Source organism: Paraburkholderia humisilvae (genome assembly GCF_902859855.1).
Taxonomy (GTDB): domain Bacteria; phylum Pseudomonadota; class Gammaproteobacteria; order Burkholderiales; family Burkholderiaceae; genus Paraburkholderia; species Paraburkholderia humisilvae.
Genome location: NZ_CADIKH010000027.1, coordinates 28,430 through 53,854, shown reverse-complemented (window position 1 = coordinate 53,854; position 25,425 = coordinate 28,430). Strand labels below are relative to the sequence as shown.

The 25,425-nt window shown below is 66.7% G+C and carries 20 protein-coding genes and 1 pseudogene; 7 read left to right on the top strand and 14 right to left on the bottom strand.

The genetic code is table 11. From position 1 onward, the window contains the following. Nucleotides 1–55 precede the first annotated feature (55 nt). The 6 genes from HV796_RS25450 (at nt 56) to guaD (ending at nt 8,607) form a co-directional block, all read left to right on the top strand. Nucleotides 56–565: a disulfide bond formation protein B gene (locus HV796_RS25450; protein WP_175229265.1), complete on the top strand. Its 510-nt coding sequence runs from the start codon at nt 56–58 to the stop codon at nt 563–565. A 371-nt stretch (nt 566–936) separates the two neighbouring features. Then, nucleotides 937–2,466, top strand: a complete 1,530-nt coding sequence (xdhA, locus tag HV796_RS25445) for a xanthine dehydrogenase small subunit (protein ID WP_175229264.1) — start codon at nt 937–939, stop codon at nt 2,464–2,466. Between the two features lie 92 nt (nt 2,467–2,558). After that, nucleotides 2,559–4,997: a xanthine dehydrogenase molybdopterin binding subunit gene (xdhB, locus tag HV796_RS25440; RefSeq protein WP_246356035.1), complete on the top strand. Its 2,439-nt coding sequence runs from the start codon at nt 2,559–2,561 to the stop codon at nt 4,995–4,997. A gap of 124 nt (nt 4,998–5,121) precedes the next feature. Continuing rightward, complete coding sequence (gene xdhC, locus HV796_RS25435; RefSeq protein ID WP_175229305.1) at nt 5,122–6,135, top strand: xanthine dehydrogenase accessory protein XdhC; 1,014 nt, start codon at nt 5,122–5,124, stop codon at nt 6,133–6,135. Between the two features lie 40 nt (nt 6,136–6,175). Next, nucleotides 6,176–7,228 (top strand): adenosine deaminase, encoded by a 1,053-nt coding sequence (locus tag HV796_RS25430; protein WP_175229262.1) that lies wholly within the window; start codon nt 6,176–6,178, stop codon nt 7,226–7,228. 41 nt (nt 7,229–7,269) lie between these two features. Further along, nucleotides 7,270–8,607: a guanine deaminase gene (gene guaD / locus HV796_RS25425; protein WP_175229261.1), complete on the top strand. Its 1,338-nt coding sequence runs from the start codon at nt 7,270–7,272 to the stop codon at nt 8,605–8,607. Nucleotides 8,608–8,679: 72 nt separating this feature from the next. Here guaD and HV796_RS25420 read toward each other — a convergent pair whose 3' ends face one another. Further along, the gene (locus tag HV796_RS25420; RefSeq protein WP_175229260.1) at nt 8,680–9,930 is read right to left on the bottom strand and encodes an NAD(P)/FAD-dependent oxidoreductase; all 1,251 of its coding nucleotides are present in this window, start codon (nt 9,928–9,930) and stop codon (nt 8,680–8,682) included. 123 nt (nt 9,931–10,053) lie between these two features. Between HV796_RS25420 and HV796_RS25415 the strand changes: the two genes are divergently transcribed. Beyond that, entirely contained in the window at nt 10,054–10,788 is a 735-nt protein-coding gene (locus HV796_RS25415; protein ID WP_175229259.1) for a class I SAM-dependent methyltransferase, read from the top strand. 28 nt (nt 10,789–10,816) lie between these two features. Here the strand turns inward: HV796_RS25415 and HV796_RS25410 are convergent, their stop codons facing one another. From HV796_RS25410 to HV796_RS25350, 13 genes and pseudogenes are all read right to left on the bottom strand, one after another. Beyond that, a complete protein-coding gene (locus HV796_RS25410) occupies nt 10,817–11,254 on the bottom strand; it encodes an excinuclease ABC subunit A (RefSeq protein ID WP_377692867.1) in 438 nt (145 codons plus the stop codon). Between the two features lie 34 nt (nt 11,255–11,288). Further along, the gene (locus HV796_RS25405; RefSeq protein WP_175229257.1) at nt 11,289–11,714 is read right to left on the bottom strand and encodes a signal peptidase; all 426 of its coding nucleotides are present in this window, start codon (nt 11,712–11,714) and stop codon (nt 11,289–11,291) included. A gap of 43 nt (nt 11,715–11,757) precedes the next feature. Further along, complete coding sequence (locus HV796_RS25400; RefSeq protein ID WP_175229256.1) at nt 11,758–13,038, bottom strand: beta-ketoacyl-[acyl-carrier-protein] synthase family protein; 1,281 nt, start codon at nt 13,036–13,038, stop codon at nt 11,758–11,760. Continuing rightward, a pseudogene (locus tag HV796_RS25395) lies at nt 13,035–14,261 on the bottom strand (beta-ketoacyl-ACP synthase). Before HV796_RS25395 ends, HV796_RS25400 begins: the two are co-directional and overlap by 4 nt. Beyond that, entirely contained in the window at nt 14,261–14,986 is a 726-nt protein-coding gene (locus tag HV796_RS25390) for a 3-ketoacyl-ACP reductase FabG2 (RefSeq protein ID WP_175229255.1), read from the bottom strand. The pseudogene HV796_RS25395 and the gene HV796_RS25390 overlap by 1 nt, the downstream one beginning before the upstream one ends. Next, nucleotides 14,983–15,486, bottom strand: a complete 504-nt coding sequence (locus HV796_RS25385) for a hotdog family protein (protein ID WP_175229254.1) — start codon at nt 15,484–15,486, stop codon at nt 14,983–14,985. The genes HV796_RS25390 and HV796_RS25385 overlap by 4 nt, the downstream gene beginning before the upstream one ends. Before the next feature lie 7 nt (nt 15,487–15,493). Further along, on the bottom strand, nt 15,494–16,702 hold the full coding sequence (locus HV796_RS25380; protein WP_175229253.1) for a beta-ketoacyl-[acyl-carrier-protein] synthase family protein: 1,209 nt from the start codon (nt 16,700–16,702) through the stop codon (nt 15,494–15,496). Continuing rightward, entirely contained in the window at nt 16,699–19,119 is a 2,421-nt protein-coding gene (locus HV796_RS25375; RefSeq protein WP_175229252.1) for an MMPL family transporter, read from the bottom strand. Before HV796_RS25375 ends, HV796_RS25380 begins: the two co-directional genes overlap by 4 nt. Then, nucleotides 19,119–19,850 carry a LolA family protein gene (locus HV796_RS25370; RefSeq protein WP_175229251.1) on the bottom strand — a complete coding sequence of 244 codons (732 nt, stop codon included), beginning with the start codon at nt 19,848–19,850 and terminating at the stop codon, nt 19,119–19,121. Before HV796_RS25370 ends, HV796_RS25375 begins: the two co-directional genes overlap by 1 nt. Then, a complete protein-coding gene (locus tag HV796_RS25365) occupies nt 19,838–20,278 on the bottom strand; it encodes an acyl-CoA thioesterase (RefSeq protein WP_175229250.1) in 441 nt (146 codons plus the stop codon). Before HV796_RS25365 ends, HV796_RS25370 begins: the two co-directional genes overlap by 13 nt. Next, nucleotides 20,262–21,905 carry an HAL/PAL/TAL family ammonia-lyase gene (locus HV796_RS25360; RefSeq protein ID WP_175229249.1) on the bottom strand — a complete coding sequence of 548 codons (1,644 nt, stop codon included), beginning with the start codon at nt 21,903–21,905 and terminating at the stop codon, nt 20,262–20,264. Before HV796_RS25360 ends, HV796_RS25365 begins: the two co-directional genes overlap by 17 nt. Beyond that, nucleotides 21,892–23,718, bottom strand: coding sequence for a glycosyltransferase family 2 protein (locus HV796_RS25355; RefSeq protein ID WP_175229248.1), 1,827 nt, complete (start codon nt 23,716–23,718; stop codon nt 21,892–21,894). Before HV796_RS25355 ends, HV796_RS25360 begins: the two co-directional genes overlap by 14 nt. Further along, nucleotides 23,715–25,424 carry an ApeI family dehydratase gene (locus tag HV796_RS25350; protein WP_175229304.1) on the bottom strand — a complete coding sequence of 570 codons (1,710 nt, stop codon included), beginning with the start codon at nt 25,422–25,424 and terminating at the stop codon, nt 23,715–23,717. Before HV796_RS25350 ends, HV796_RS25355 begins: the two co-directional genes overlap by 4 nt. Between the last annotated feature and the right edge of the window lies 1 nt (nt 25,425).

The window sequence follows — 25,425 nt, the reverse complement described above, 5'->3', positions numbered from 1 at the left end:
ATGTTCGCGCTAGAATCGCGGCACCCGTCCGGGATCCATGCAACGCTACCGACCCATGTACAACGACAACGCCCTGCTGCTGCGCCGCGAGCGCAACCTGTTGGTCCTGCTGGCCCTCATCTGCGTCGCGCTGGTGGGCGGCGCGCTTTATCTGCAGTTCGTCGAGCATCAGGACCCGTGCCCGCTGTGCATCATCCAGCGCTACTTTTACCTGCTGATCGCGATTTTCGCGTGGCTCGGCTCGCGCTTTCACGGCTGGCGCGGCGTGCGCCTGCTCGAACTGCTCGCGCTGCTGTCCGCCGCGGGCGGCATCGTGACCGCCGCGCGGCATGTCTATATCCAGGCGCATCCGAACTTCAGCTGCGGGTTCGACGAGCTGCAACCGATCGTTGACGGGTTGCCGCCCGCGCACTGGCTGCCTTCGGTGTTCAAGGTCGCGGGGCTGTGCGAAACGTCGTATCCGCCGCTCTTCGGCATTTCGTTGCCGGGCTGGTCGCTGATCGGTTTCGCACTCGCTTTCGTCGCGCTTGCAACCAGCCTGTGGCGGCACCGGCGCGTTCGCTGAGTTCGCTGAGTTCGCTGTGTCGTCTCCACGCGCGGCCCACCTTTCCTTCTTGCGAACGCGACCGCGTGTTCGCGTAAACACCTGGCCGTGCGCTTGCGCCGCGCCGCGCGCCGGCCAGCTTTCGCATACTGGCCGCATCGCCTTGCGCGACGCGGCTTTGCGCGATTTCCGCGCGCGCTGACGAGGTTCGCACCGCCGTTTCAGCCATCCCGCATGGCCGCGCCGGAATAGCCTTCATCACCATCGGGGAATATTTTCGAGACGAGGTGGTGCTATCTTCGCAACAAGGATGGCGATCTACGTGCGCGAGCCCGGCCGATACGGGCCCATGCGTAACGCGCGCCCGGTCCGCAATGTCTTCCGGATTTGCCATGACAAAGCACACCATCCGTTTCTATCGTCAGGGCGCCGTGCACGAAGTGCGCGACGTGCCCGCGACGCGCACGGTGCTTCAGTACCTGCGCGAGGATTTGCGCTGCACCGGCACCAAGGAAGGCTGTGCGGAAGGCGATTGCGGCGCGTGCACGGTCGTCGTCGGCGAACTGGATGCGCACGGCGCGCTCGAGTTGAAGGCGGTCAACGCGTGCATCCAGTTTTTGCCGACCCTCGACGGCCGTGCGCTGTTCACCGTCGAAGACCTGCGCACGGAGCACGGCGCGCTGCATCCGGTTCAACAGGCGATGCTCGACTGTCACGGCTCGCAATGCGGGTTCTGCACGCCGGGCTTCGTGATGTCGATGTGGGCGCTCTATCAGAACCAGCCGGCGGACGCCGGCTTGCCGACCCGCGACGAAATCAATGCCGCGTTGTCCGGCAACCTGTGCCGCTGCACCGGCTACCGGCCGATCGTCGAAGCCGCGCAAAAAATGTTCGACTACCCACGCGACGTGCTCGACCGTGTCGCGCTCACGCGCGCGCTTGAATCGATCAAACGCACGCAGACGTTCGAATTCAGCGGACCCGACGCGCGCGGCGACAGATTCGGCACGCCGACATTCCATGCGCCGCTCACCGCCGATGCGCTTGCCGCACTCCGCGCGCGATATCCGCACGCCCGCATCGTCGCGGGCGGCACCGATGTGGGCTTGTGGGTCACCAAACAGTTCCGCGATTTAGGCGACCTGCTGTTTATCGGCAACGTCGCTGAACTGAAGACGATCGAACGCGATGCGCAAATGCTGACGATCGGCGCGGCGGCGTCGCTCGAATCGGCGTACGCGGCACTCGCCGTCGACTACCCCGAACTCGCCGAACTGTGGACGCGCTTCGCGTCGTTGCCGATCCGCAATGCGGGCACGCTCGGCGGCAATGTCGCGAACGGCTCACCAATCGGCGACTCGATGCCCGCGCTGCTCGCGCTCGATGCGCAGGTCGTGCTGCGGCGCGAATCGGCTATCCGTACGCTGCCGCTCGATGCGTTCTACACCGGTTACCAGAAAACCGCTCTCGCGGCGGGCGAATTCGTCACCGCGATCCGTGTGCCGCGGCCGGATACCCATCTGCGCTTTCGTACCTACAAAGTGTCGAAGCGCTACGACCAGGATATTTCGGCGCTATGCGGCGCATTCGCGCTGCGCATCGCCGATGGCGTGATCGCGGAGGCACGCGTCGCCTTCGGCGGCATGGCCGCAACGCCGCAGCGCGCGCGACGTGCCGAAGCGGCGTTGACCGGCGCCGCGTGGGATGAAACAGCCGCGCGCCGTGCGATGGACGCGCTTGCCACCGACTACCAGCCGCTCACCGACATGCGCGCGTCGAGCGCGTACCGGCTGAAAGTCGCGCGCAATCTGCTCTGGCGCTTCCAGCTGGAAACCCGCGACGAAGCACCACTGCCGCTCGTCGACGTCAGCGCTTTCGCGTTCGGAGCGGACACCGACGCGACGCTGGAGGAGCCTTTGTGATGAACCCGCGATCCGATCCGTTCATCGCGCCGGCCGCGCGTTCCGGGCCTGATTCGACGCAGGACGCGGCGGCCGCTAACACGTCCGCTCATATGTCCGCCGATACATCCCCGCCTCACGCCGCCGCTGATGCCGCCGCGATCGGCGTGCCGCTGCCGCACGAATCCGCCGCGCTCCACGTGAGCGGCGAAGCGACCTACACCGATGACATCCCTGAACTGCACGGCACGCTGCATGCCGCACTCGGGCTGTCGCGCCATGCGCATGCGCGGATTGTGTCGCTCGACCTGACCGCGGTGAAGCACGCGCCCGGCGTGATCGCGGTGTTCACCGCGGCCGACATCCCGGGTGAGAACAACTGCGGCCCGGTCGTTCACGACGACCCGATTCTCGCCGACGGCGAAGTGCTGTACCTCGGCCAGCCGGTGTTCGTCGTGATCGCGACCAGCCACGATCTCGCGCGCCGCGCCGCAGCGCTCGCGACAAGCGAAGACGTCGTGCGCTACGAACCGCTCGAAGCGGTGCTCACCGCGAGTGACGCCAAGGCGCGACAACAGTTCGTGATACCGCCGCTGCATCTGACGCGCGGCACGCCAGCCGACCGGATCGCGGCGGCACCGCATCGGCTTGCGGGCACATTCGAAGTCGGCGGCCAGGAACAGTTCTATCTCGAAGGACAGATCGCGTACGCGCTACCGAAGGAAATGGACGGCATGCACGTCTATAGCTCGACCCAGCACCCGACCGAGATGCAACTGGTGGTCGCGCATATGCTCGGCTGGCCGGCGCACAACGTGGTGTGCGAATGCCGGCGAATGGGCGGCGGCTTCGGCGGCAAGGAATCGCAATCGGCGATTTTCGCGTGCATCGCGGCGCTCGCCGCGCATCGGCTGCAGCGCCCGATCAAGCTGCGCGCCGATCGCGACGACGACTTCATGATCACCGGCAAACGGCACGATGCGGTGTACGCGTATGAAGCCGGCTTCGACGAGCACGGCCGCATCCTCGGTGTGCGTGTCGAGATCGCGCTGCGCGCGGGCTTCTCGGCGGATCTGTCGGGCGCGGTCGCGACGCGCGCGCTGTGCCATTTCGACAATGCGTACTATCTGTCCGACGTCGAAATCGTGTCGCTGGCCTGCAAGACGAATACGCAGTCGAACACCGCGTTTCGCGGCTTCGGCGGACCGCAAGGCGCGCTCGTGATGGAAGTGCTGATCGACAGCATTGCGCGCGAACTCGGGCTCGACCCGCTCGACGTACGCCGCGCAAACTTCTACGGTGTCGGCGAGCGCGATGTCACGCCGTATGGGCAGCGCGTCGAAGACAATATCCTCGAGCCGCTCGTCGACGAACTGCTCGCATCGAGCGACTATCGCGCGCGGCGCACGGCGCTCGCCACACTGAACGCGCGTAGCCCCGTGCTCAAGCGCGGCATTGCGCTGACGCCCGTCAAGTTCGGCATTTCGTTCAATGTCCCTTTCCTGAATCAGGCCGGCGCGCTGGTGCACGTGTACCGGGACGGTTCCGTGCTCGTCAATCACGGCGGCACCGAGATGGGCCAAGGACTCAATACGAAGGTCGCGCAGGTGGTCGCGAGCGAATTCGGCTTGCCGCTGTCGCGCGTGCGGGTCACGGCAACCGACACGTCGAAAGTGGCCAATACATCGGCAACCGCCGCTTCGACAGGCAGCGACCTGAACGGCAAGGCCGCCGAAGACGCGGCGCGCAAGATACGCGAGCGCCTCGCCGCGCTTGCGGCGAGGCTGCTCGGCGGGGATGCGCGACACGTCACGTTCGCAGGCGGTACAGTGCAATCGAACGGCACGGTCTGGCCATTCGCGCAACTCGTCAACGCCGCCTACCTTGCGCGCGTACAGTTGTGGTCCGACGGTTTCTACGCGACGCCGAAGGTGCACTGGGATTCGAACACACTGACCGGTCATCCGTTCTACTACTTCGCGTACGGCGCAGCGGTATCCGAAGTGGTGATCGACACGCTGACCGGCGAATGGAAGCTGCTACGCGCGGACCTGCTGCACGACGCGGGCCGCTCGATCAATCCGGCGATCGATCTGGGCCAGATCGAGGGCGGCTTCATTCAGGGCATGGGCTGGCTCACGACCGAAGAGCTCTGGTGGAGCCGCGACGGACGCCTGATGACCCATGCGCCGTCGACGTACAAGATTCCGGCGGTCAGCGATACGCCCGCCGCGTTCAACGTGCGCCTGTATCGGACCGACAATGTGGAGCCGACCGTGTTCCGGTCGAAAGCGGTCGGCGAGCCGCCGCTGCTGCTATCGTTTTCGGTGCTGCTCGCGATTCGCGATGCGATCGCCGCAGCGGTGCCTGACGCACGCCACGCGCCGCCGCTGCGCGCGCCCGCGACACCCGAGGCGATCCTCGACGCGCTGGACACATTGCGTGCGGACACAACGGTCGCGGCGAGGGAAGGTCCAAGCTGCGCCCCGAACGAAGGTTCAAGCAGAGATTCAGGCGAGGGCCCAGTCGCAAAACCGACGGAGACAGCGTGAATCACAGCTGGAACGGCAGCACGAGAACCGGAACCACACCGTGCGACGCGCCACCAGCGCGCCGCGCACCGATCAACCGCCCGCGCGCGCACCCCCGCCGCGGCAATGCATGGAGAACAGCCGGATGCATGCGTGGCTTACCGACCTGCAACATCTGCTCGCGCACGGTGACGCCGTCGTGCTCGTGACGGTCGCGCGCGCCGAAGGTTCGGCGCCGCGCGAAGCCGGCACGAAGATGATCGTCACGCGCGAAGCGGCCCGACATACGATTGGCGGCGGCCATCTCGAATGGAAGGCCATCGAAACCGCGCGCCAGGTGCTGCGCGACGGGATGCGCACGCCGCATACGCGCAGACTCGAACGTTTCGCGCTCGGCCCGAGCCTCGGGCAATGTTGCGGCGGCGCGGTCGTGCTCGCGTTCGAGCGGCTCGATGTCGGCGACCTCGGCTGGGTCACGTCGCTGGCCAAGCGCGTCGCAGCGGGCCAGTCGACCGTGCGCAGCGTGTCATTCGGTGCCACGCGGGACGCGGTGATGCTATCCGACCCGGAACCCGGCGTCGAAAGCGCCGACTGTCTGCTATGGGACGGCGCGGGCTTTGACGAGAGCGGCGCGCTGCTCACGGAAACCATCGCGCCGCGCGACTTCGCCGTCGTGCTGTTCGGCGCCGGGCATGTCGGCGCCGCGTTGGTGCGTGTGCTCGGCACGCTGCCGTGCCATGTGCGTTGGGTCGATGAGCGCGACGCGCAGTTCCCGCCGCCGGACACGCTGCAGGTGGACAACGCGACGATCGATGCGAACGACGCGCCCGACGAAGCCGTCGATCGCGCCGCACCGAATACGTACTTCATCGTGATGACGCACGACCACCAGCGCGATCTCGCGCTGGCCGAACGCATCCTGCAGCGCGGCGACTTCGCTTTCTTCGGCATGATCGGCTCGCACACGAAGCGCAAGCAGTTCGAACACCGGCTCGCCGCGCGCGGCATCGATCCCGCGCGTATTGCGCGGATGCAATGCCCGCTCGGCGTCGAAGGCATCGAAGACAAGTCGCCGGAAATCATCGCGATCTCGGCGGCCGCACAGATACTGCGCGCCGTCGAAGCCAACGCGCACGCTGCGCCGACGCAAACCGCCTGACCCGATTCAAACCAACCAGAAACGCATCATGGGCCGCCCGATGAATACAACGACAACCGCACGCTCGCCGCTCGCCGATAAGGTTGCGCGCGCACCGAAAGCCGAATTGCATATCCACATCGAAGGATCGCTCGAACCCGAGCTGATTTTCCGGCTCGCTGAACGCAACGGCGTCAAGCTCCCGTATGAATCGATCGACGCATTGCGCGCCGCTTATGCCTTCACCGATCTGCAATCGTTTCTCGACATTTACTATGCCGGCGCAAGTGTGCTGCTGAAAGAGCAGGACTTCTACGACATGACGATGGCCTACGCGGAACGCGCGCTCGCCGACCACGTCGTGCACGCGGAAATTTTCTTCGACCCGCAAACGCATACCGAACGCGGTGTGTCGATCGCGACCGTGGTCGCCGGCATCGAACGCGCGCTCGCCGACGCCGAGCGCCGCGGCCTGTCGAGCAAACTGATTCTGTGCTTCCTGCGCCACCTGTCGGAAGAGGACGCGCTGGCAACCTTCGACGCCGCGCTGCCGCTTTTCGAGCAGTATCCACACCGGCTGATCGGTGTCGGCCTCGATTCGTCCGAGCGCGGCCATCCGCCATCGAAATTCGAGCGCGTGTTCGCGAAGGCGCGCGCGCAAGGGCTGAAACTCGTCGCACATGCCGGCGAGGAAGGGCCCCCGTCGTACATCTATGAAGCGCTCGATCTGCTGTACGTCGACCGCGTCGATCACGGCGTGCGCAGCATCGAAGACCCTGCGCTCGTCACGCGCCTCGCGGACACGCGCGTCGCGCTGACCGTCTGCCCGCTGTCGAACATCAAGCTGTGCGTGTTCGACGACCTGACCAAGCACACGTTAAAGGACCTGCTCGATCAAGGTGTGGCGGTCACCGTGAATTCGGATGACCCGGCTTACTTCGGCGGCTATGTGAACGAAAACTATCTCGCGACGATCGATGCGCTCAATCTGACCGACGCGGAGGTCTACACAATCATCCGCAACGGCTTCGATGCGTCGTTCGTCACGCCGCAAGAGCGTGCTGCGCTGATCGCGCAACTCGACACGCACTGGCATGCGGTGCCTGCGCGCTGAAACCGCGCCATCATTCCTACACTACGGAGACACGTTCAGTCATGACTCAATCGGCTTTTCGCGCACAACTGCTCACGTTCAACGGCGATCCCGCGCAATCGTCCCACGCGGCGGTCTTCGACGAAGACGGCCTGCTGATCGTCGAAGACGGTCATGTGGTCGCGGCCGGCGCGTATGCGTCGGGCGCGCCGCGGCTCGCGCCCGGCACGCCGGTGCACGAGCTGCGCGACAAGCTGATCGTGCCGGGCTTCATCGATACGCACATCCACTATCCGCAGACCGACATGATCGCGTCGCCGGCACCCGGACTGCTGCCGTGGCTCGACACGTACACGTTCCCGACCGAGCGCGGTTTCGAAGACCCCGCATACGCACGCGACACCGCGCGCTTTTTCGTCGACGAGCTGCTCGCGTGCGGCACGACGACCGCGCTCGTCTACTGCACGGTGCACAAGGATTCAGCCGACGCGCTCTTTAGCGAAAGCGCGTCGCGCAACCTGCGGATGGTCGCGGGCAAGGTGCTGATGGATCGTCATTGCCCTGAGTTCCTGCGCGACACCGCACAGTCCGGCTACGACGATAGCGCGGAGCTGATCGGCCGCTGGCACAACAAGGGGCGGCAGATGTACGCGCTCACGCCGCGCTTTGCGCCGACTTCGACCGACGCGCAGATGCGTGCGTGCGGCGAGCTGGCGCGTCAGTATCCGGACGTGTTCATTCAAAGCCATGTCGCGGAGAACACGGACGAGGTCAAATGGGTCGCCGAGCTGTTCCCCGGACATCGCAGCTATCTCGACGTCTACGATCACTACGGGCTGCTGCGCCGTCGCGCGGTGTACGGCCACTGTATCTATCTCGACGACACGGACCGCAAGCGGATGGCGCAGACCGGCGCTGTCGCGGCGCACTGCCCGACGTCGAATCTGTTCCTTGGCAGCGGCCTGTTCGATTTCGCGAAGGCGGATGAAACCGGCATGCCGCTCGCGCTTGCGACCGACGTCGGCGGCGGCACGTCGTTTTCGATGCTGCAGACGATGAACGAGGCGCATAAGGTCGCGCGCCTGACCGGCTATCACCTGAGCGCGACGCGCATGTTCTGGCTCGCAACGGCGGGCGCGGCGCAGGCGCTCGATCTGGCCGACCGCGTCGGCACGTTAAAGCCGCGCACCGAAGCGGACTTCGTCGTGCTCGATCCGCAAGCGACGCCGCTGCTAGCGCGCCGCACGTCGCGCAGCAACTCGCTCGACGAGCTGCTTTTCGCGTTCGCGCTGCTTGGCGACGATCGGGCAGTCTATGAAACGTACGCGGCCGGCCAGCGTGTGCATCGGCGCGATGCGGCGCGTGAACACGCGACAAGGAAGACGAAGGTCGCCGCTTGAGCGCATCGCGATGCGGCCGGGCGCTGCGTACGCAGCGCTGCGACGCCGACACCGGCCGCATCGCTCATCACGTCACTTTGCCGGCGCGCACGCAAGCTCATAGATCGCATCGAGTCGCCGTGCCGGGTCCGCGACGAACGGATTCGATTCGTCCCACGCATAGCCGGCCAGCACGGCGCTGACCATCCGGCAAATCGACGGCGTCTGCTCCGGATAAAAGATGATGTCCTGCAATTGCCCGGTATACCAGCGCTCGACGAACGCGCGGAACGTATCGATACCTTTACGCAGCGGCCGATCGTAGGCCGCGAGCCAGTCCACCGCTTCACCATTCAGATGCCGCAGCAGCGTCTGAACCGCAAGATGCGCGGAGCGCAGCGCGATCGTCACGCCTGACGAAAAAACCGGATCGAGGAACTCGCCTGCGTTGCCGAGCAGTACGTATCCCGGCCCGTGCAGCCGCTCCACGTTCGCCGCGTAGCCGCCGATCTGGCGCACCGGCATCAGGAACGGCGCGTCGCCGATCAGCGCGGCAAAGGTCGGTTCGGCTCGCAGCAGCGCACGCAACCGCGCTTCACGCTCGTCCTCCGGCACGTCAAGAAAGCTCGCCTCGGCGACGCAACCCAACGACACGCGGCCGCCCGCGAGCGGGATCATCCAGTACCAGACGTCGCGATGTTCCGGATGCACCGCGACCAGAATCTTGTTGCGGTCATACGCACCCGGCGGGTTCGCATCGCGTGCATGCGTGAAAATCGCGGCGCGGGTCGGCATGCGGGTGGGTGCCTCGAGATTCAACAGGCGCGGCAGCACCCGGCCGAAGCCGCTCGCGTCGAATACGAAACGTGCGCGTACCTGATAGGCCACGCCCGCTTCATCCTCGACGTCGAGCACGGGCGCATCGCCCGTTTGCATCGCCCGGACCGTGTGGCCGAAGCGCACGTCGGCGCCGTCGCGCATCGCGCAGCGGATCAGTAGATCGTCGAATGCCGCGCGCTCGACCTGATAAGTGGTGCCCCAGCCAGGCGAATGCTTGTCACGGAAGTCAAATGCCGCGGAACGTTCGCGATGCACGAAGTGCGCACCGTTCTTGAACTGAAAGCCCGCTTCGACCACCGCCTGCAGCATGCCCGCTTCTTCGAGGTACGCCATGCTTTGCGGCAGCAGGCTTTCGCCAATCGAGAAACGCGGAAAGTGCTGACGCTCGAGCACCAGCACCGAGCGCCCGGCTTTCCTGAGGAGCGCCGCCGCGACTGCACCCGACGGACCGGCCCCGATAATCGCGACGTCAGTCACGATGTTATTTGCATTATCGTTATTCATTTTGCTGCATTGACTCCGATCAAAAATCACTGCGTTCAATACGGCATCCGCCACGCGGTTTTGCCGCCGCGATTACAATGTCGCGCGACCACACAATGAACTGAACAACCCACGGGGAAGCTTATGCCGTCGTCCGAAACATCCAGCGTGCCGTATGTGCCCGAGTCGGCATTCGGCGTCTGGTTTTTGCGCACCCACACGTGGGAACACCATGTGTTGCGCGTCGCGATCAACGACCTGAAACGGCTTATCGACGTGCCGCTGCCTGAGCAACCGGTACTCGTCGACGCGGGCTGCGGACAGGGCATTTCGTTCCGGCTGCTCACCGAAGCGTTCAAACCATCGCGCATCGTCGGCGTCGACTTTCACGAACCGTCGCTGACGCTTGCGGCCGAGGCGGCCCGTGCGTGTCGCGAGCGCCATCTGGTCACCGCCTTCGAACTGCTGCACGGCGACTGCGCGACGCTGCCGGTGCAAGACGCGAGCGCCGACATCGTGTTCTGCCATCAGACCTTCCATCACCTTGTCGAGCAGGAACGCGCACTCGCCGAATTTCATCGGGTGCTGAAGCCGGGCGGCCTGCTGCTATTCGCCGAATCGACCGATGCGTACATCAAGTCGTGGGTGATACGCCTGCTGTTCCGTCACCCGATGCACGTGCAGAAGAGCGCGCAGGGTTACCTCGACATGATCCGCAACGGCGGCTTCGCGTTTAGCGAACGCAATGTGTCGCTACCGTATCTGTGGTGGAGCCGCGCGACCGACTTCGGTCTCTTCGAGCGTCTCGGTCTGCATCGTCCGCAGCCGGGTAAGCGTCGCGAGACGCTCGTCAACGTCGCAGCGGTCAAGCGCGCCTGACGAACGGCGGGCGTGGCCCGCCACGTCATTACTTCTTCAGCGTCACGATGTCGCCCTTCAGCGCAACGCCTGCGACCATCGCGCCCGCGCCGCAGGTGAACTCGGTTGCGCTCTCACGCACCTCGTTCTTATAGTTGCTCTTGATATTGATCACCGCGTTGCCGCCTTCCTTGCGCGCACGCTCCTGCAGTGCGAGTACCGCGGACAGGAACACGTGCTGGCAGGCGACCTCGTCGGTCTTGCCGAACGCGTTGGTCTTCTTGTTGGTTGCGACTTCGCCGAACGACTTCGCGACGCCCGGATGTTTCTGACCGGCAAAATACAGCGCAACGTCATCGCTGACCTTGCCGGCGTCGCTCTTCAGCGCCGGGTCGATCGCATAGGTGCCGATCGTATCGCGCGCGAACACATGCGACGATGCCGCGCATCCAACAGTCAAAACGGCAATGGTCAACTGGCGTTTCAATTGCTTTTTCATTTTTCATTCTCCGTCAGTGGTTTTACTGCGCTTCGAGCACGACGACATCGCCGCGCACAATGATGGATGCGGCGCTGGTGCTCAGGCCGCACGTGTAGTTCGTATCGGACGATGTCTCGGTGCTGTGAAAGCGCGTCGAGATATTGATCACCGCGTTCGCCTGATGCTCGTGCGCATAACCGCGCAGCTTCTGCAACGCATCGGCAAGCGCCTGATCGCATGACGCCTTGCCATCGCTCTTGCGCGCGATATGGACCGATTGCGTCCGCTCGCCCAGCGAGCGCTTCACCTCAGGATGCGCCTGCGTGCCGAAATACAGCGCGATGTCCGTCTGCGCGGCACTCTGGCTCGTCACCGCTTGCAACGGCAATGACTCGACGTGCGTTGCACAGCCGGCTTGCGTCATGGCGACCACCGCCAGCACCCCGATCGTGCTTCTGACTTTCATTGTTGTTCACCTCGTTGTGAAGAAAACCACGGACCTGTTCGCGCTAGCAGCCCTTCCATGCCTCGAACATCAGGCTCGCGCAACTGCCGCCGAACCCGAATGAAATCGACATCACGCGGTCGAGCGTCGCTGCGCGCGTCGCACGAACCAGCGGCATGCCGTCGATGCAAGGATCCGGCGTCGCAATTCGCGGCGTACCGGCGATAAACCCGTCGCGCATCATCAGCAGCGCATAGATCGCTTCGTGCACGCCGCAGGCGCCGAGCGGATGCCCGGTCAATCCTTTCGTCGACGAAAACGGCGGGACGCGCGCGCCCCATACCGTCTGCATCGCGCGCAGTTCCTCGAGATCGCCAAGCGGTGTCGACGGCCCGTGCGTGTTCACGTAATCGGGTATCGGCCGGCCGGCATCCGCGAGCGCGCCGTTGATCGCGCGCGCGATGCCCTGTGCGCGCGGCGTCACCATCCCTGCGCCATCGGTGCACTGCCCGAACCCGGTCAGTTCGGCGTGGATGCGCGCCCCGCGCGCGCGGGCATGCTCGAGCGACTCGAGCACCAGCACACCACCCCCGGATGCGATCACGAAACCATCCCGCGCGATGTCGTACGGACACGATGCGCGCTGCGGTTCGTCGTTCGAGCGGCGCGACAGCGCGTGCATCGCATCGAACATCAAGGTCATGTTGTCGTGCAGCCCTTCGCTGCCGCCCGCGAGCACGATATCCTGCGCGCCACTGGCGACCAGTTGCATCGCCTGGCCGATCGCGAGCGCGGACGTGGTGCACGCCGACGACGGCGAATACGCGACCCCCTCGATGCCGAACAGCTGGGCGACATTCGCGGACGCCGTGCTGCTCATCGCCTGCGGCACCGTGTATGGCGGCACCTTGTCGACGCCGCGCGTGAGCGCGGCCGAGATCGCCGCGTCGTAGGTCGACATCGTGCCGACGCCCGAGCCGATCACCGCGCCGGCGCGCGGCGATCGGAGCGCATCGGGCGGCAGACCCGCGTCGTCGAGTGCGCGGCGCGCCGCGTGACAGGCAAAGCGCGCGGTGTCGCCCATAAAGCGTTCGAGCTTGCGCGCAAACGGCGGCGCGTCGTCAGTCGACGCGACGCCCGCCACCTGGCTCGCGAAGCCGCGTTCGCGCCACGCGTCGACGCGCACGATGCCGCTCGTGCCGTCGCGCAATGCGGCCGACACGCGCTCGAGCGAATTGCCGAGACACGACACGATGCCCATGCCGGTCACGACGACGCGGCGGATTTCGCGCTGAGTTTCGCGCTGAGTTCCGCGCTTGAGTTCGGGCTGATGCGGTGCGTTCATCGAACACGCCTGAAAATCAGCGACGTGTTGATGCCGCCGAACGCGAAGTTGTTGCTCATCGCGTACTCGGCATCCATCTCACGGCCGGCGCCGGTGATGTAATCGAGCGGTGCGCACGCGGGGTCGACTTGCGTGAGGTTCAGCGTCGGCGCATACCAGTTGCGTTTCATCATCTCGATCGTCCACCACGCCTCGATCGCGCCGCACGCACCGAGCGTATGCCCGATATAGCTCTTCAGCGAGCTGATCGGCATGCGCGCGCCGAACGTCTGTGCGGTCGCCGCGCTTTCGGCGACATCGCCACGGTCCGTCGCGGTGCCGTGCGCATTCACGTATGCGATCGCGTCGCCATGCAACTGTGCGTCGTCGAGCGCCAGCTGCATCGCGCGCGCCATCGTATTGGCGCTCGGCTGCGTCATATGCGCGCCGTCCGAGTTGCAGCCGAAGCCGACCACCTCCGCATGGATGCGCGCGCCGCGGGCACGTGCATGCTCATACTCTTCGAGCACCAGCGTCGCCGCGCCTTCGCCGACGACAAGGCCATCACGCGCCGCGTCGAACGGGCGCGGCGTCAGATGCGCTTCATCGTTGCGCGTACTGGTCGCGTAAAGCGTGTCGAACACGGCGACCGCCGGCCCTGACAGCTCCTCCGCGCCACCTGCGAGCATCAGCGCAGCCTTGCCGGTCGCGATCGTCTCGTACGCGTAGCCGATTGCCTAGCTGCCCGACACGCACGCGGACGACGTCGGCACGATGCGGCCTTTCAGATCCCAGAACAGGCTCACGTTGACGGCCGTGGTATGCGGCATCATCTGCACGTAGCTGTTCGACGTGACGCTGGTCATCGAGCCGGTATCGAGCATCGCGCCGAACGCGCGAATCGGCTCGACCGAGCCGGACGACGAACCGTACGCAACGCCCATGCGGCCGTCGGCAATCGAGGCATCGTCGGCAAGGCCCGCGTCCGCGAGCGCCAGTTCGCTGGCGCGCACCGCGTACATCGAAACCGGCCCCATCGCACGCGTCTTCTTGCGCGGGTAGTGCGCAGGCGTATCAAAGGCCGGCAGCGGACACGCCAGACGCGTATGCAGCGACTCGAAGTAATCCCATTGCGGCATGCGCCGCACCGCGTTGCGGCCGGCCTTCAGCGCCGCTTCGATCTCGTCCCAGCGGCTGCCGAATGCGGTCACGCCGCCCATGCCGGTAATGACGACGCGCTTCATCACACCATCCCGCCATTCACGCCGAGCACCTGGCGCGTCACGTAAGACGCCGCATCCGACATCAGGAAGCTGACCACCGCCGCCACTTCGGCGGGCTGGCCGACGCGGTTCATCGGCACGGTCTTCAGCGCATGCTCGAGCGGCACGTCGTCGAGCATGCCGGTTTCGATCAGGCCGGGCGCAACGCAGTTGACCGTGATGCCGCGCGACGCGAGTTCGACGGCCAGCGCCTTGGTCGCGCCGATCAGGCCTGCTTTCGCCGCGCTGTAGTTGACCTGGCCGCGATTGCCGATCACGCCGGATACCGATGCGATCGTGACGATGCGGCCACCCTGCTTGGCGCGCACCATCGGCATGGTCAGCGGATGGACGACGTTGTAGAACGCATCGAGCCCGGTTTCGATTACGATGTCCCAGTCGTCGTCGGTCAGCGCGGGAAAGGCGGCGTCACGCGTGACGCCGGCGCTGCACACGATGCCGTAGTACGGACCATGCGCCGCGACATCGGCTTCGAGCACCGCGCGGCACGTGGCGCGCTCGCGCACGTCGAACTGCAGCACGCGCGCGGCGCCGCCCTGCGCGGTGATACCGGCGATGATCGCCTCCGCTTCGCTGCGGCCGGTGCGACAGCCGACGCTCACCGCGAAGCCATCCGCGGCCAGTTGATAAGCAATCGCGCGGCCGATGCCGCGGCTTGCGCCGGTAACGAGAACGCGGCGACTCATGACTCGATACTCCCTTCGATAAATGCGTGAAAATCGGTCGGCTGGAACACCTTGATGACCGCTTCGGCCACCCGTGCGCCGTCGTGATCGATCGTGCATTCGTACGCACCGTGCCCTTCGGTGCTGCGCAGCACTTCCTTGACATCGATGCGCAATGGCGCGCCGCGCGTGAAGGCCGGCACGTGCGCCTGATAGCTGCGCGAGCCGAGCAGCACGCCGGGCCGCGCGCGGCCGCCCGCGCGCAGCGCGATTACCGACACATGCGCGGCAATCGCCTGCGCCATCAGTTCGACGCCGATCCACGCGGGCATCGCGCCGTCGGCGTCCGCATACCACGCGTGCGCGTCGACTGTCGCGTGCGCGGTCAGCGTGTCGTCGGTGCACGCGCTGACGCGCTCGATCAGCAGCATCGTTCCGCGATGCGGCAGAATCTCGTCGATCGGCGCGAACGCCGGGTCGGCGTCGACGCAATGCGCAATCAGTGAATTCGTTTCGGCCATGGTCGGTTCACCCTGCGAGAATCAGGCTGGCATTGCTGCCGCCGAATGCAAACGAGTTGCTCATCACATAGCGCGGACCCGTGCCGCGCGGCAGATAGCGTTCGTTTTCGACAAGGTCAAGCGGCGGCAGCGCAGGGTCGGCCTGTCCGTCCCAGCAATGGCGCGGTAGCGCAATGCCGTCGCGCGCAAGCGTGAGCCACGCGAAGCCGAGTTCGGTCGCGCCGGCCGCGCCGAGTTGATGGCCGGTGTACGGCTTCGTGCCGCTCGCCGCGACGCCGTGCGCGAAAACGCGCGTCATCAGGTGCGCTTCCATTTCATCGTTTTTGCGCGTCGCGGTCGCGTGCAGATTCACATAGCCAATCGCGGACGGCGACAGATTCGCGTCGCGCAATGCTTCGCGCAACGCAAGCTCGCCGCCGATGCCGTGCGGGTCCGGTGCGGAAATATGGTGAGCGTCGCTCGCCTCACCCGCGCCGACCAGCGCGACTGGGCCTTCCTCGCGGCTCATCAGGAACACCGCCGCGCCTTCGCCGACGTTGATGCCGCAGCGGTTCACACTCATCGGATTGGTGCGCGTCGCGCTGGTCGATTCGAGCGACGCAAAGCCTTGCACGGTCAACTCGCATAGCGAGTCGACGCCGCCCACGACCACCGCGTCGCACAACTGCAGTTGCAACAGCCGGCGCGCGGACACAAACGCCTTCGCACTCGACGTGCACGCGGTCGACACCGTGAAGGCCGGACCGTCGACGCCAAGCGCCGCCGCGGCAAATGGCGCGGCGGCGCCGATTTCCATTTGCCGGTAGTCGAAATGTCGGGGCAGCGTGCCTTCGCGCGCCTGATGGGCAAACGCCGCCTCGGCGGCCGCGATGCCGGACGTGCTGGTGCCGAGCACCACACCGATACGGTGCGGGCCAAAGCGCGCGCGCGCCGCTTCGACGTGCGGCGCGATCTGCGCGAGCGCGGCGAGCAGTATCCGGTTGTTGCGGCAGTCGTAGCGCGCCAGCGTTTCCGGCGGCGCGATCTCGAGCGGGTCCATCACACGGCCGACCAGCATGTCGCCGATGCCGGTGCGCATCATGGTCATGCCTTGCGCGTGTCCGGCGGCAAGCGCGTGCGCGATCGATTCGACATCGTGGCCAAGCGCATTGATCATGCCGGGGGCGTGCAGATAGACGGGCCGCGTCGCGGGTCCCGTTTGATGCCAGGCGCTCATGCGGTGCTCCGTGAATGCGTGGACATGCCGATCGGCGCAAGCAGCACCGACACGGCAATGCCGAGCGCAAGCGTGACGCCGAAGCTATGCAGCGCGGGCATCGAGCTGGCGCCGAGCATGCCGAACGACAGCAGCGTCGTCGCCGCGGACAACAGCACGCCGGTCCATACCGCGCCGAGATCGGCGCCGTCGCGCAGACACCCTTCGCGCAGAAACACCGCGTAGTTCGAGCCGACGCCGAGCACGAGCATCAGCGCGAGACAGTTGAACAGGTTGAGCGGGATGCGCGCATAGCCGAATACCGCGAGCGTCACCCCCATCGCAAGCAGCACCGGCAGCACGACCGCGACGCCGCCGGACAGCCCGTAGCGGAACATCGACAGCATCAGCACAAGCGCCAGTGCGCCGGCCAGCCACAGCATGCTGTCGAGCCGATACGCGCCGAACAGCTTCGACACGCTCGCCGCCTTGTCGACCAGCACGACACCGGGCAGCGTGTGCGCGGTGCGCTCGAGCAACGGCCGGTTCGTGTCGTTCACGCGGCGCGGGATCACGAGCGCCGCGTAGCCGGGCGGCACGGTATCGGTCGCGCCGAGCCACAGATGGCGGAACGGCGTCGACCACGGCGCGGCGAGCCAGTGATCAAGCGTCAGCGGGCCAGCGTTCGCCGACTGCCGGTACGCATCGAGCCACGCATCGGCCACGGTATCGCGAAAGCCCGCGGCGACGAGGGTCGCGCGCAGTCCGGCGGGGTCACCGAAGACGTGCTGCGCGAGCAGCGCGCGATCGTCCGCCTGACGTTGTACGGATGGCACGAACGACGTGACCGACTGCCAGCCGTCGACTGACTGCGTGCCGCCGAGCCCGTCGAGCGCGGCACCGAGCGCCTCCGCGCGCTGCAGCACGAGCTCGGGCGTCGCACCGCGCACGACGAAGAACTGTGCGGTGTTTTCAACGCCGATTGCCGCACGGATGACCTGCTCCTGGGCGGCAAGCGTCGCATCGCGCTGGACCAGCAAATGGATGTCGTCGTCACCCGACAGACGCAGCCATCCCGGCACCGACACCGCGCACAGCAACGCGGCGACGAGCCACGCTCGACGCCCGCCGAGCCACCGATGCCAGCGTTCGAGCAGACGCGCGGCCGCGTCGAACAGACGCCGCGAATCGCGTTTTGGCGCGTGCGGCAGCAACGCGGGCAGCAACGTCAGCACTGACGCGAACGCCGCGCAGATCCCGACGATCGCGAAGCAGGCGATCTGCCGCAACGCGGGGAACGGGACGCACGCGAGAATCGCGTAGCCGAGCAGACTCGTGGTGAGCGCAACCGTCAGCGCCGGACGCACCGCGCGCGCGCCCCGCCACGGATTCCAGCGAACGCGCTGGGCGCGCGACGCGCCGAGATAGACGACGAAATACTGGATCGAGTAGTCGACCGCCTCACCGATCAGACTCGCGCCGAACACGAGCGTCACCAGATGCAGCTTGCCGAACACGAGCAGTGTCGCCGCGAGCGCGCAGACAATCCCCAGCGCGGTCGACACGAAACCAAGCACCAGCAGGCGCGGCGAACGAAACACCCACAGCATCAGCAACGCGATGCCGCACACGGAAACCGCGGCAATCAGATGCACGTCGCGCTCGGCCGCGCTGCGCGCCGCCTGCGCATAAAACACCGCGCCGGTGCGCGCGAGCGACACATCGGGAAACTGCGTGCGAAGTTGCGCTTCGCCGCGCGATACCGCGCCCAGCACCGCCTGCTCGACTTGCGTTTCATACGCGGAGCCCGGCAGCGTCGCCACCACCAGCACGCTGGTGGCGTCGCCCCGGTGCGCGACCAGCAGCCCGTCTTCCACGTCGAGGTTCGACGTCGCGAGCGGCAACACCGCGAGCCAGTGTTCGAGCCAGCCGAACGGATCGTCGGCGAGTGGAGTCGCAAGACCGCCGCGCAGCGGGTTGTACAGACGCCGTGCCAGCGCGTCGTGCAGCGCGACCGATCCGTCGGTGAGCACCGCGCGGTCCGCCGGCGTCAGCAGATTGAAGCGGTACGGCAGATAAAGGCCGCCGATTTGCGACAGATCGAATGGCGGCAACTTCGCCGTCACTGAGCGAAACGCGCCACTCGCCGTCAGTGTCGCGGCGAGATCGGCGGCGGCCGTTTTCGCGTGACCGGCGTCGCGGCTCGTGACGACCAGCACGGTGCGCTCGCCAAGCGCGGCGGCAAGCGTGTCCACCGCTTTCTCGGCGACCGGGTCGGCCTCGGTCTCAGGCAGCAGTGCGAGCAGATTCGTCTGCAGCGGCGCGGGACCGGCGAAGCGCCACACGCAAAAGAGCGCCGCGGCGAGCGCGATCATCAGCCATGCGGCACGGATGCCCCAGCGCCGCCACACGAACCGCTGTTGCGCCAGAAGATCCATCACGACGCCCCGAACAGCGCGCGTTCAGCGGAACTCGGCGCATCGACCGCGGTGCTGCCGGTGAAGTCGATTTGCGTGACGTCGCCGTTCGCGAGCGTGATGCGCAATGTCTGCAGATACGCGCCGCCGGCCATCTGCAAGCTGCGGATCGACTGCGCGAGCTGCGGCTGATTCGGCGTCAGTTGCATCTGCCAATGCGCGGTCGTGCCGCGCGCATCGACGTTGAATTGCGCGTATAACGCCGACAGGTCGCCGCCCAGCATCGCGCGCATCATCCGCGACACCTGCGCGACGCCGTGCGCGCCGCCCGCACCACGCGCGCCTGAACCCCTGGTGCGCTGGCCGTTCGCGTTCACTTCATTCACGCCGGCGTCGTCGATCACATAGGTGGTCCGGTACGGCGTATCGATCTCCCACAGCACGCCGCGGTCGCGGACAAACAGCAGCGAACCGGTGCTGACCAGCGGCTCGCGCATTGCAGCGAGGGTCTGCGTCTGCTTGAATTGCGCGCGCACGCCTTTCGCTTCGGCAAGGTGCGCGGCGATCGTCGCGACCAGCGACGGATTGCCGGCCACGCTCGCGCTCGTCGCGGCGCCCGCAGGCGCGATGCACAGCGTGGCAAGCGCGCTCACGCCCGCCAGCGGGACCGCGAACAGCGCGGCGACCCGGGTCGCGCACAGCAGCCGTGCAGGCGTCGCCCGCCAGGATGACCGTCGATTCAGCGTGCCCATGCGCGCTCCAGCTTGTCGAACACCACCGGCGGCGACACGAACTGCAATTCCTGCGTCGCCGCCTCGACTGCGACCTGAATCGTGTAGCCCTTCGTGAGCCGTGTGCCGGACGCGCGATCGACGATCTGATAACCGATCTTCAGCCGGTTCTGATACTCGAGCAGTTCCGCCTGCACGTCGAGCGCCTGACCATACGTGGCCGGCCGCACGTACTTCAGATGCGCTTCGACGACGGGCCACAGGTAGCCGGACGCCTGCATCTCGCGATAGTCGTAGTCGAACGCGCGCAGCAACGCCGCGCGGCCAATCTCGAAGTACTTCAGATAGTGACCGTGCCAGCAGACGTTCATCGCATCGACGTCGTGAAACGGCACTTCGACGGATGCGCTCGCGCTGAGCGCGGGCACCGGCTTAACGATTGCGTGCATCGCCGCCCTCCCCGCCAAACCCATCGACCAGCGCGCAATCGGCGATCCGCGCGGTCAGCGCGCGCAGATCGTGCTCGAGCGGCCGGTCTTCGTCGACGAACGGCGACTGCGCGCTCACGCTGTCCGCGAACGCACAGAGCGGCGTGGGCACCAGCGTCGACGCGGCGCCGCGCACCCGTAGCCGCAACGCCTGGATCGCGGCCAGCGTATGCGCGGCGGCCACCTGCTCGGTCAACTCGATCACGCGCAGACAATCGCGCGCGGCGATCGTGCCCATGCTGACCTTGTCCTGGTTGTGCGATTCGGTCGAACGCGAGAACACGCTCGCGGGCATCGTCAGCTTCAGCGCCTCGGCGGTCCACGCGGACGACGAGATCTGCACCGCCTTGAAGCCATGATTGATCGGTGCGCGCTCGGGTGCCGCGCCCGACAGGTTGCGCGGCAGGCCGTTGTTGAATTTATCGTCGACCAGTAGCGCGAACTGCCGGTCCATCAGGTCCGCGAGATTCGCGACCGCCGTCTTCAGCGCGTCCATCGCGAACGCGATGTGACCGCCGTAGAAGTTGCCGCCGTGCAGCACCTGCTCGCTGTCCGGATCGATCAGCGGATTGTCGTTCGCGCTATTGAGTTCGTTCTCGATATCGCGCCGGACCCACGACAGCGCATCGCGCGCCACGCCGATCACATGCGGCGCGCAGCGCACCGAATAGCGGTCCTGCAGCCGATGCCCGGGTGTATCGGCGCGGCCGGCGAGGTCCGCGCGAATCCATGCGGCCGCTTCGGCCTGACCCGCGTGCGGTTTCGCCGCGAAGATCAGTGCGTCGAAATGCGCGGCGCGGCCGTCGAGCGCGACCGTCGACAACGCGGTCAATCGCGCCGCGATACGGGTCAGATGATCGGCTCGCGCGAACGCGAGACAGGCAAGCCCGGTCATCACCGCGGTGCCGTTCATCAACGCGAGCCCTTCCTTCGGCGCCAGCACGAGCGGCGCGTGACCGAGCTCGGCCCATACGCCGCGTGCGTCGCGCAGTGCGCCGCGAAACAGCACGTCGCGCTCGCCGGCGAGCGCGGCGGCGACATACGACAGCGGCGTCAGATCGCCACTCGCGCCGACCGAGCCTTCCGACGGGATGCGTGGCAGCACGCGATGATTGATCAGATCGGCGAGCCGTTCGAGCAGCACCGGCCGCACGCCCGACAGACCGTACGCCAGCGAATTGAGTCGCGCGGCGATGACCGCGAGCGTCTGCCCGTCGTCGAGATACGCGCCCATCCCGCAACCGTGGTAGCGCGTCAGTTGCAGCGGCAGCGCTTCGACGAGCGCCATCGGCACGTCGACCACGCACGCTTCGCCATAACCGGTCGTCACGCCGTAGACCGTCGCGCCGGACGCGAGATGGCGGCGCAGGAACGCCGCGCCGCGTTCAATCCGCGCGCGCCACGCCGGATCGGCGTTCAGTGCCACCGGCGCGCGGTGCCGCGCAATCGCGACCACTTCTTCGATCGTCATGCGACGGCCGCCGACCACCACCGGTGCCGACGGGGCAGCCGTCGCACCGGTTGCGTGCGCATCGGTTGTGTACTCGCCCATCGTGTGCGCGCCGTCGATCAGATCATGCTCGGCCATTCGCTTCTCCATTCGATCTCGCCGGCGCGCGCGGGTCGACGACACCCCGCCGAGCCGGTTGCGCGTGCGCGGCACGGGACCAGAAATCGTAAAAGTTGAACCATTGATAAGGCGCCTTGCGGCAGTAGTATTCGAGACGCAGCGCATAGCGTTGCGCCCATGCGGCGATCTGCGCGGTGCGCTCGCCGCGCGGCAGATCGATGCGCTCGGCGAATGGCTCGAAGTACACGCGGTGGCCGGCGCGCTCCTTCAGGCAGAAGAACAGATACACCGGGCAGCGCAATGCATGCGCGAGCACGTAGGGCCCTTGTGCGAACGGCGCGCTTGCGCCGAGAAACTGCGCATTCACCGTGCGGCCCGCCTCGCTTGTGGGCACACGGTCGCCGACAATCACCAGCAGTTCGCCGGCTTCGATGCGCTCCTGCATCATCATCGACGTCTGCGGGCCGAAGTCGCTCACTTCGACGAGGCGCTGTGCGAAGCGGCTGTTCGCACCAGCCAGCACGCTGTTGAAACGCCGCGCGTGTTCGGTATAGACGATCGCGGTGATCTTCGTATAAGCGCCGCGCATCGCGAGTGCGCGCATCATTTCGAGGTTGCCGAGGTGAGCGCCGATGACGAGCGCACCGCGTCCGCTCGCCGCGAGCGCCTCGAAGATGCGCGGGTCGTCGAATTCGACCGCATCGGCATTCACGCGCCCGGACCATGCGGCAAGCTTGTCGAGCCCCGCCTGCGCGAACGCGAACATCTGGCGATACGCGGAGCGCCACCCTGGACGCGGCACAGGCTCGCCCTGTGCGGCGCTCGCGAGACGCGTGAAATAGAGTCGCGACGCCGCGCGTGCGGCGCGGCCGGTCAGCAGAAAATACGCAACGATCGGATGCAGCAACCAGCCCGTCGCGCGCGGGCCGAACCAGCGGCAACTCAGCGCAAGCGTCAGCATGCCGGCGCGGCTGCCGCGCTCCGCGATACGCGCCCAGTGACGGCTGTCGACGCGCGCGACTTCATGCGTCGCTGTGTTAAGGCCGGTGCCGGTGCGGATGTCCGCGTCGAGCGGCATGCCCGCATCGCGCGGCATGGCCTTGTGCGCGAGCAGCATCGGCAAGCGCACCACCATGCCGCAGACGAGCCGCGTATGACTACGCGAGATGCGCAGGTTGTCGCTCCAAACATCGAAGTGGGACACGCCGTCGGCCGCGTACGTGACACGCGTCGGAATCGTGCGAAACGCCGCGCGCCGCCAGTACAGACGCACCAGAATCTCGATATCGAAGTCCATGCGGGTTGGCAGCGCGACGCGCTCGATCAGCGCGCACGCACTGGCGAGCGGATAGATCCGGAAGCCGCACATCGAATCGCGGATGGTGAACGACAGCGTTTCGATCCACACCCACAGATGCGTCAGATAGCGGCCGATCAGCCGCGCCTTCGGCACGCTCGCGTCGTACACCGGACGCCCGATGATCACGGCCGCGGGCGCCGCGCGCGCCGCCGCGACGAAGCGGGGCACGTCGTTCGCGTCGTGCTGGCCGTCCGCGTCGATCTGTAGCGCGTGCGTATAGCCGGCATCGCGCGCGGCGCGCAGCCCGGCCATCACGGCCGCGCCCTTGCCGCCATTTTCCGGCAGGCGCAGCAGCGTCAGTTGCGGCGCGTATTGCGCAGACAGCGCCTGCAGCACCTTTTGCGTCGCGTCATCGCTGCCGTCGTCGACCACGAAGATCGGCAGCCGATGCACCGCGAGCCGCGCCACGGTGTCGCCGATCGCATCCTTGTGGTTGTAGATCGGAATCACGATACAGGCGGCAAAGCTCATGCGCGCTCTCCCGCTTGTTCCCGGTACACGATCACACCTGATGCGCAATCCCGCTCACCGAGCCGGTAGGCGAACTGAACGCGCCGCCGCGACGCGTCGTGCGACAGCGCCAGGCTGAGCAGCGCGCCGGGTCGCACCGGCGCCATGAACTTCAACCGGTCAACCGATGCGACCGCGCGCACGCCCGGCACGTGCTCGGCCGCAAAGCGGATCGCCCAGTCGAGCTGCACCACGCCCGGCAGGATCGGCACGCCCGGGAAGTGGCCGGCAAAATGCACCAGCGTCGGCGGTACGCGCAGGTCGTAATGGAAGTCGTCGCCACTGCGCGTTTGTGCCAGCACTTCAACGCCCTGCGCGTCCGGCCGGAACGCATCGGTTAAGGCGACGGCCGGCAGTTTGCCGCGCGCGTCGAACGGCAACGCGATACGGAACCGCCAGCGACGCGGCAGCACGACCGCGTCGAAATACGCGGCAAGGTGTCGGTGCAAGGTCTTCGCGAGTGCAACACGCCCGCTGCCGCGCAACGCGGCACTGCCCGCATCGCTTAACGCCACCACCGCGCCGACGCGCTCGCGCGACGCACCGGCAAGCAGCACCACCGCTGCCTGCGCGACGGCCGGATGCAACGCGAGCCGCGCTTCCAGCTCCGGCAGCGACACGCGCTTGCCATCGAGCTTCACGATGCGATCAAGCCTGCCTTGCAGACTGAAGCGGCCGTCGCCGTCGAAGGTCACGGCATCGTCGGTGCGATGCCAGCCGTCATGCCCCAGATGCGGTGAGCGCACTTCGAGTGCGCCTTCCGCACCGCGCCGCGCGGCGACGCCGGCCAGCGGCCGCCATGCGGACGACTCGCTTTGACGGCGCCAGCCGATACCGCCGGTCTCGGTGCTGCCGTAGATTTCGACCGGCGCCGTGCCGAATGCCGTAGCGTATTCATCGGCAGCCGGACGATCGAGCGGACCGCCGGACGAGAAGAATGCACGCGGCGCCGGCGCGAGTGTCGCGAATCCAGGCAACGCGGGCCAGCGCGACAACTGCGCGGGCGCGGACACGACTACCGTCGCGTGATAGGCGTCGATGCGCGCCTGCAACTGCTGCGGCTCGCCAAGCGCGGTGCGATCGAACGGACGCCCTGCCGCCAGCGGCCATAGCACGCGAAACAGCAAGCCGTAGATATGGCGATGCGGCACGCTCGCGACGACTGTTGCATCGCCGGCGAGCGCGCCCCACTCGCGCTCGAGCGTTCGGACCTCGGCGTCGAACTGTGCGAGCGTCTTGCGGACCGCCTTCGGTGCGCCGCTGCTACCCGATGTGTACAGCGTCAGCGGCGCATCCGGGTCGAGCGCGCGATCGCCGTGCGCGGCGCGGTCTGCTGTCAGCTCGCTGCCGATCGCCTGCAGGTCCGCATCGGTCACCACTGTGTCGTAGCCGCCGGCAAGATCGGCCAGATAGCCTGGCGTCGCACTGGCCGGAATGACCGGCTCCTTGCCGCACGCGAACAGCGCGAAGAGCGCACACGCAAAGTCATAGGTGTCGTCGATGCATAGCGCGCAGCGCGCTCCGGCGTGCGTGCGCAACCACGAGGCCAGCGCGTGGACCCGCGCGCGGAACGCGGCGAAATCGATGGATGCCGCGTGCACCGCATCGCGGCAAACCGGGGTTTGCGACGCGCGCGTGGCGCGCAGCAGGTCGTGCAGCGCGACCAGG

Excerpts from the sequence above, each read along its gene's own strand:
- HV796_RS25450 (WP_175229265.1), top strand. The coding sequence starts at position 56 with ATGTACAACGACAACGCCCTGCTGCTGCGCCGCGAGCGCAACCTGTTG.
- xdhA (WP_175229264.1), top strand. The coding sequence starts at position 937 with ATGACAAAGCACACCATCCGTTTCTATCGTCAGGGCGCCGTGCACGAA.
- xdhB (WP_246356035.1), top strand. The coding sequence starts at position 2,559 with ATGTCCGCCGATACATCCCCGCCTCACGCCGCCGCTGATGCCGCCGCG.
- xdhC (WP_175229305.1), top strand. The coding sequence starts at position 5,122 with ATGCATGCGTGGCTTACCGACCTGCAACATCTGCTCGCGCACGGTGAC.
- HV796_RS25430 (WP_175229262.1), top strand. The coding sequence starts at position 6,176 with ATGAATACAACGACAACCGCACGCTCGCCGCTCGCCGATAAGGTTGCG.
- guaD (WP_175229261.1), top strand. The coding sequence starts at position 7,270 with ATGACTCAATCGGCTTTTCGCGCACAACTGCTCACGTTCAACGGCGAT.
- HV796_RS25420 (WP_175229260.1), bottom strand. The coding sequence starts at position 9,930 with ATGAATAACGATAATGCAAATAACATCGTGACTGACGTCGCGATTATC.
- HV796_RS25415 (WP_175229259.1), top strand. The coding sequence starts at position 10,054 with ATGCCGTCGTCCGAAACATCCAGCGTGCCGTATGTGCCCGAGTCGGCA.
- HV796_RS25405 (WP_175229257.1), bottom strand. The coding sequence starts at position 11,714 with ATGAAAGTCAGAAGCACGATCGGGGTGCTGGCGGTGGTCGCCATGACG.
- HV796_RS25400 (WP_175229256.1), bottom strand. The coding sequence starts at position 13,038 with ATGAACGCACCGCATCAGCCCGAACTCAAGCGCGGAACTCAGCGCGAA.
- HV796_RS25390 (WP_175229255.1), bottom strand. The coding sequence starts at position 14,986 with ATGAGTCGCCGCGTTCTCGTTACCGGCGCAAGCCGCGGCATCGGCCGC.
- HV796_RS25385 (WP_175229254.1), bottom strand. The coding sequence starts at position 15,486 with ATGGCCGAAACGAATTCACTGATTGCGCATTGCGTCGACGCCGACCCG.
- HV796_RS25380 (WP_175229253.1), bottom strand. The coding sequence starts at position 16,702 with ATGAGCGCCTGGCATCAAACGGGACCCGCGACGCGGCCCGTCTATCTG.
- HV796_RS25375 (WP_175229252.1), bottom strand. The coding sequence starts at position 19,119 with ATGGATCTTCTGGCGCAACAGCGGTTCGTGTGGCGGCGCTGGGGCATC.
- HV796_RS25370 (WP_175229251.1), bottom strand. The coding sequence starts at position 19,850 with ATGGGCACGCTGAATCGACGGTCATCCTGGCGGGCGACGCCTGCACGG.
- HV796_RS25365 (WP_175229250.1), bottom strand. The coding sequence starts at position 20,278 with ATGCACGCAATCGTTAAGCCGGTGCCCGCGCTCAGCGCGAGCGCATCC.
- HV796_RS25360 (WP_175229249.1), bottom strand. The coding sequence starts at position 21,905 with ATGGCCGAGCATGATCTGATCGACGGCGCGCACACGATGGGCGAGTAC.
- HV796_RS25355 (WP_175229248.1), bottom strand. The coding sequence starts at position 23,718 with ATGAGCTTTGCCGCCTGTATCGTGATTCCGATCTACAACCACAAGGAT.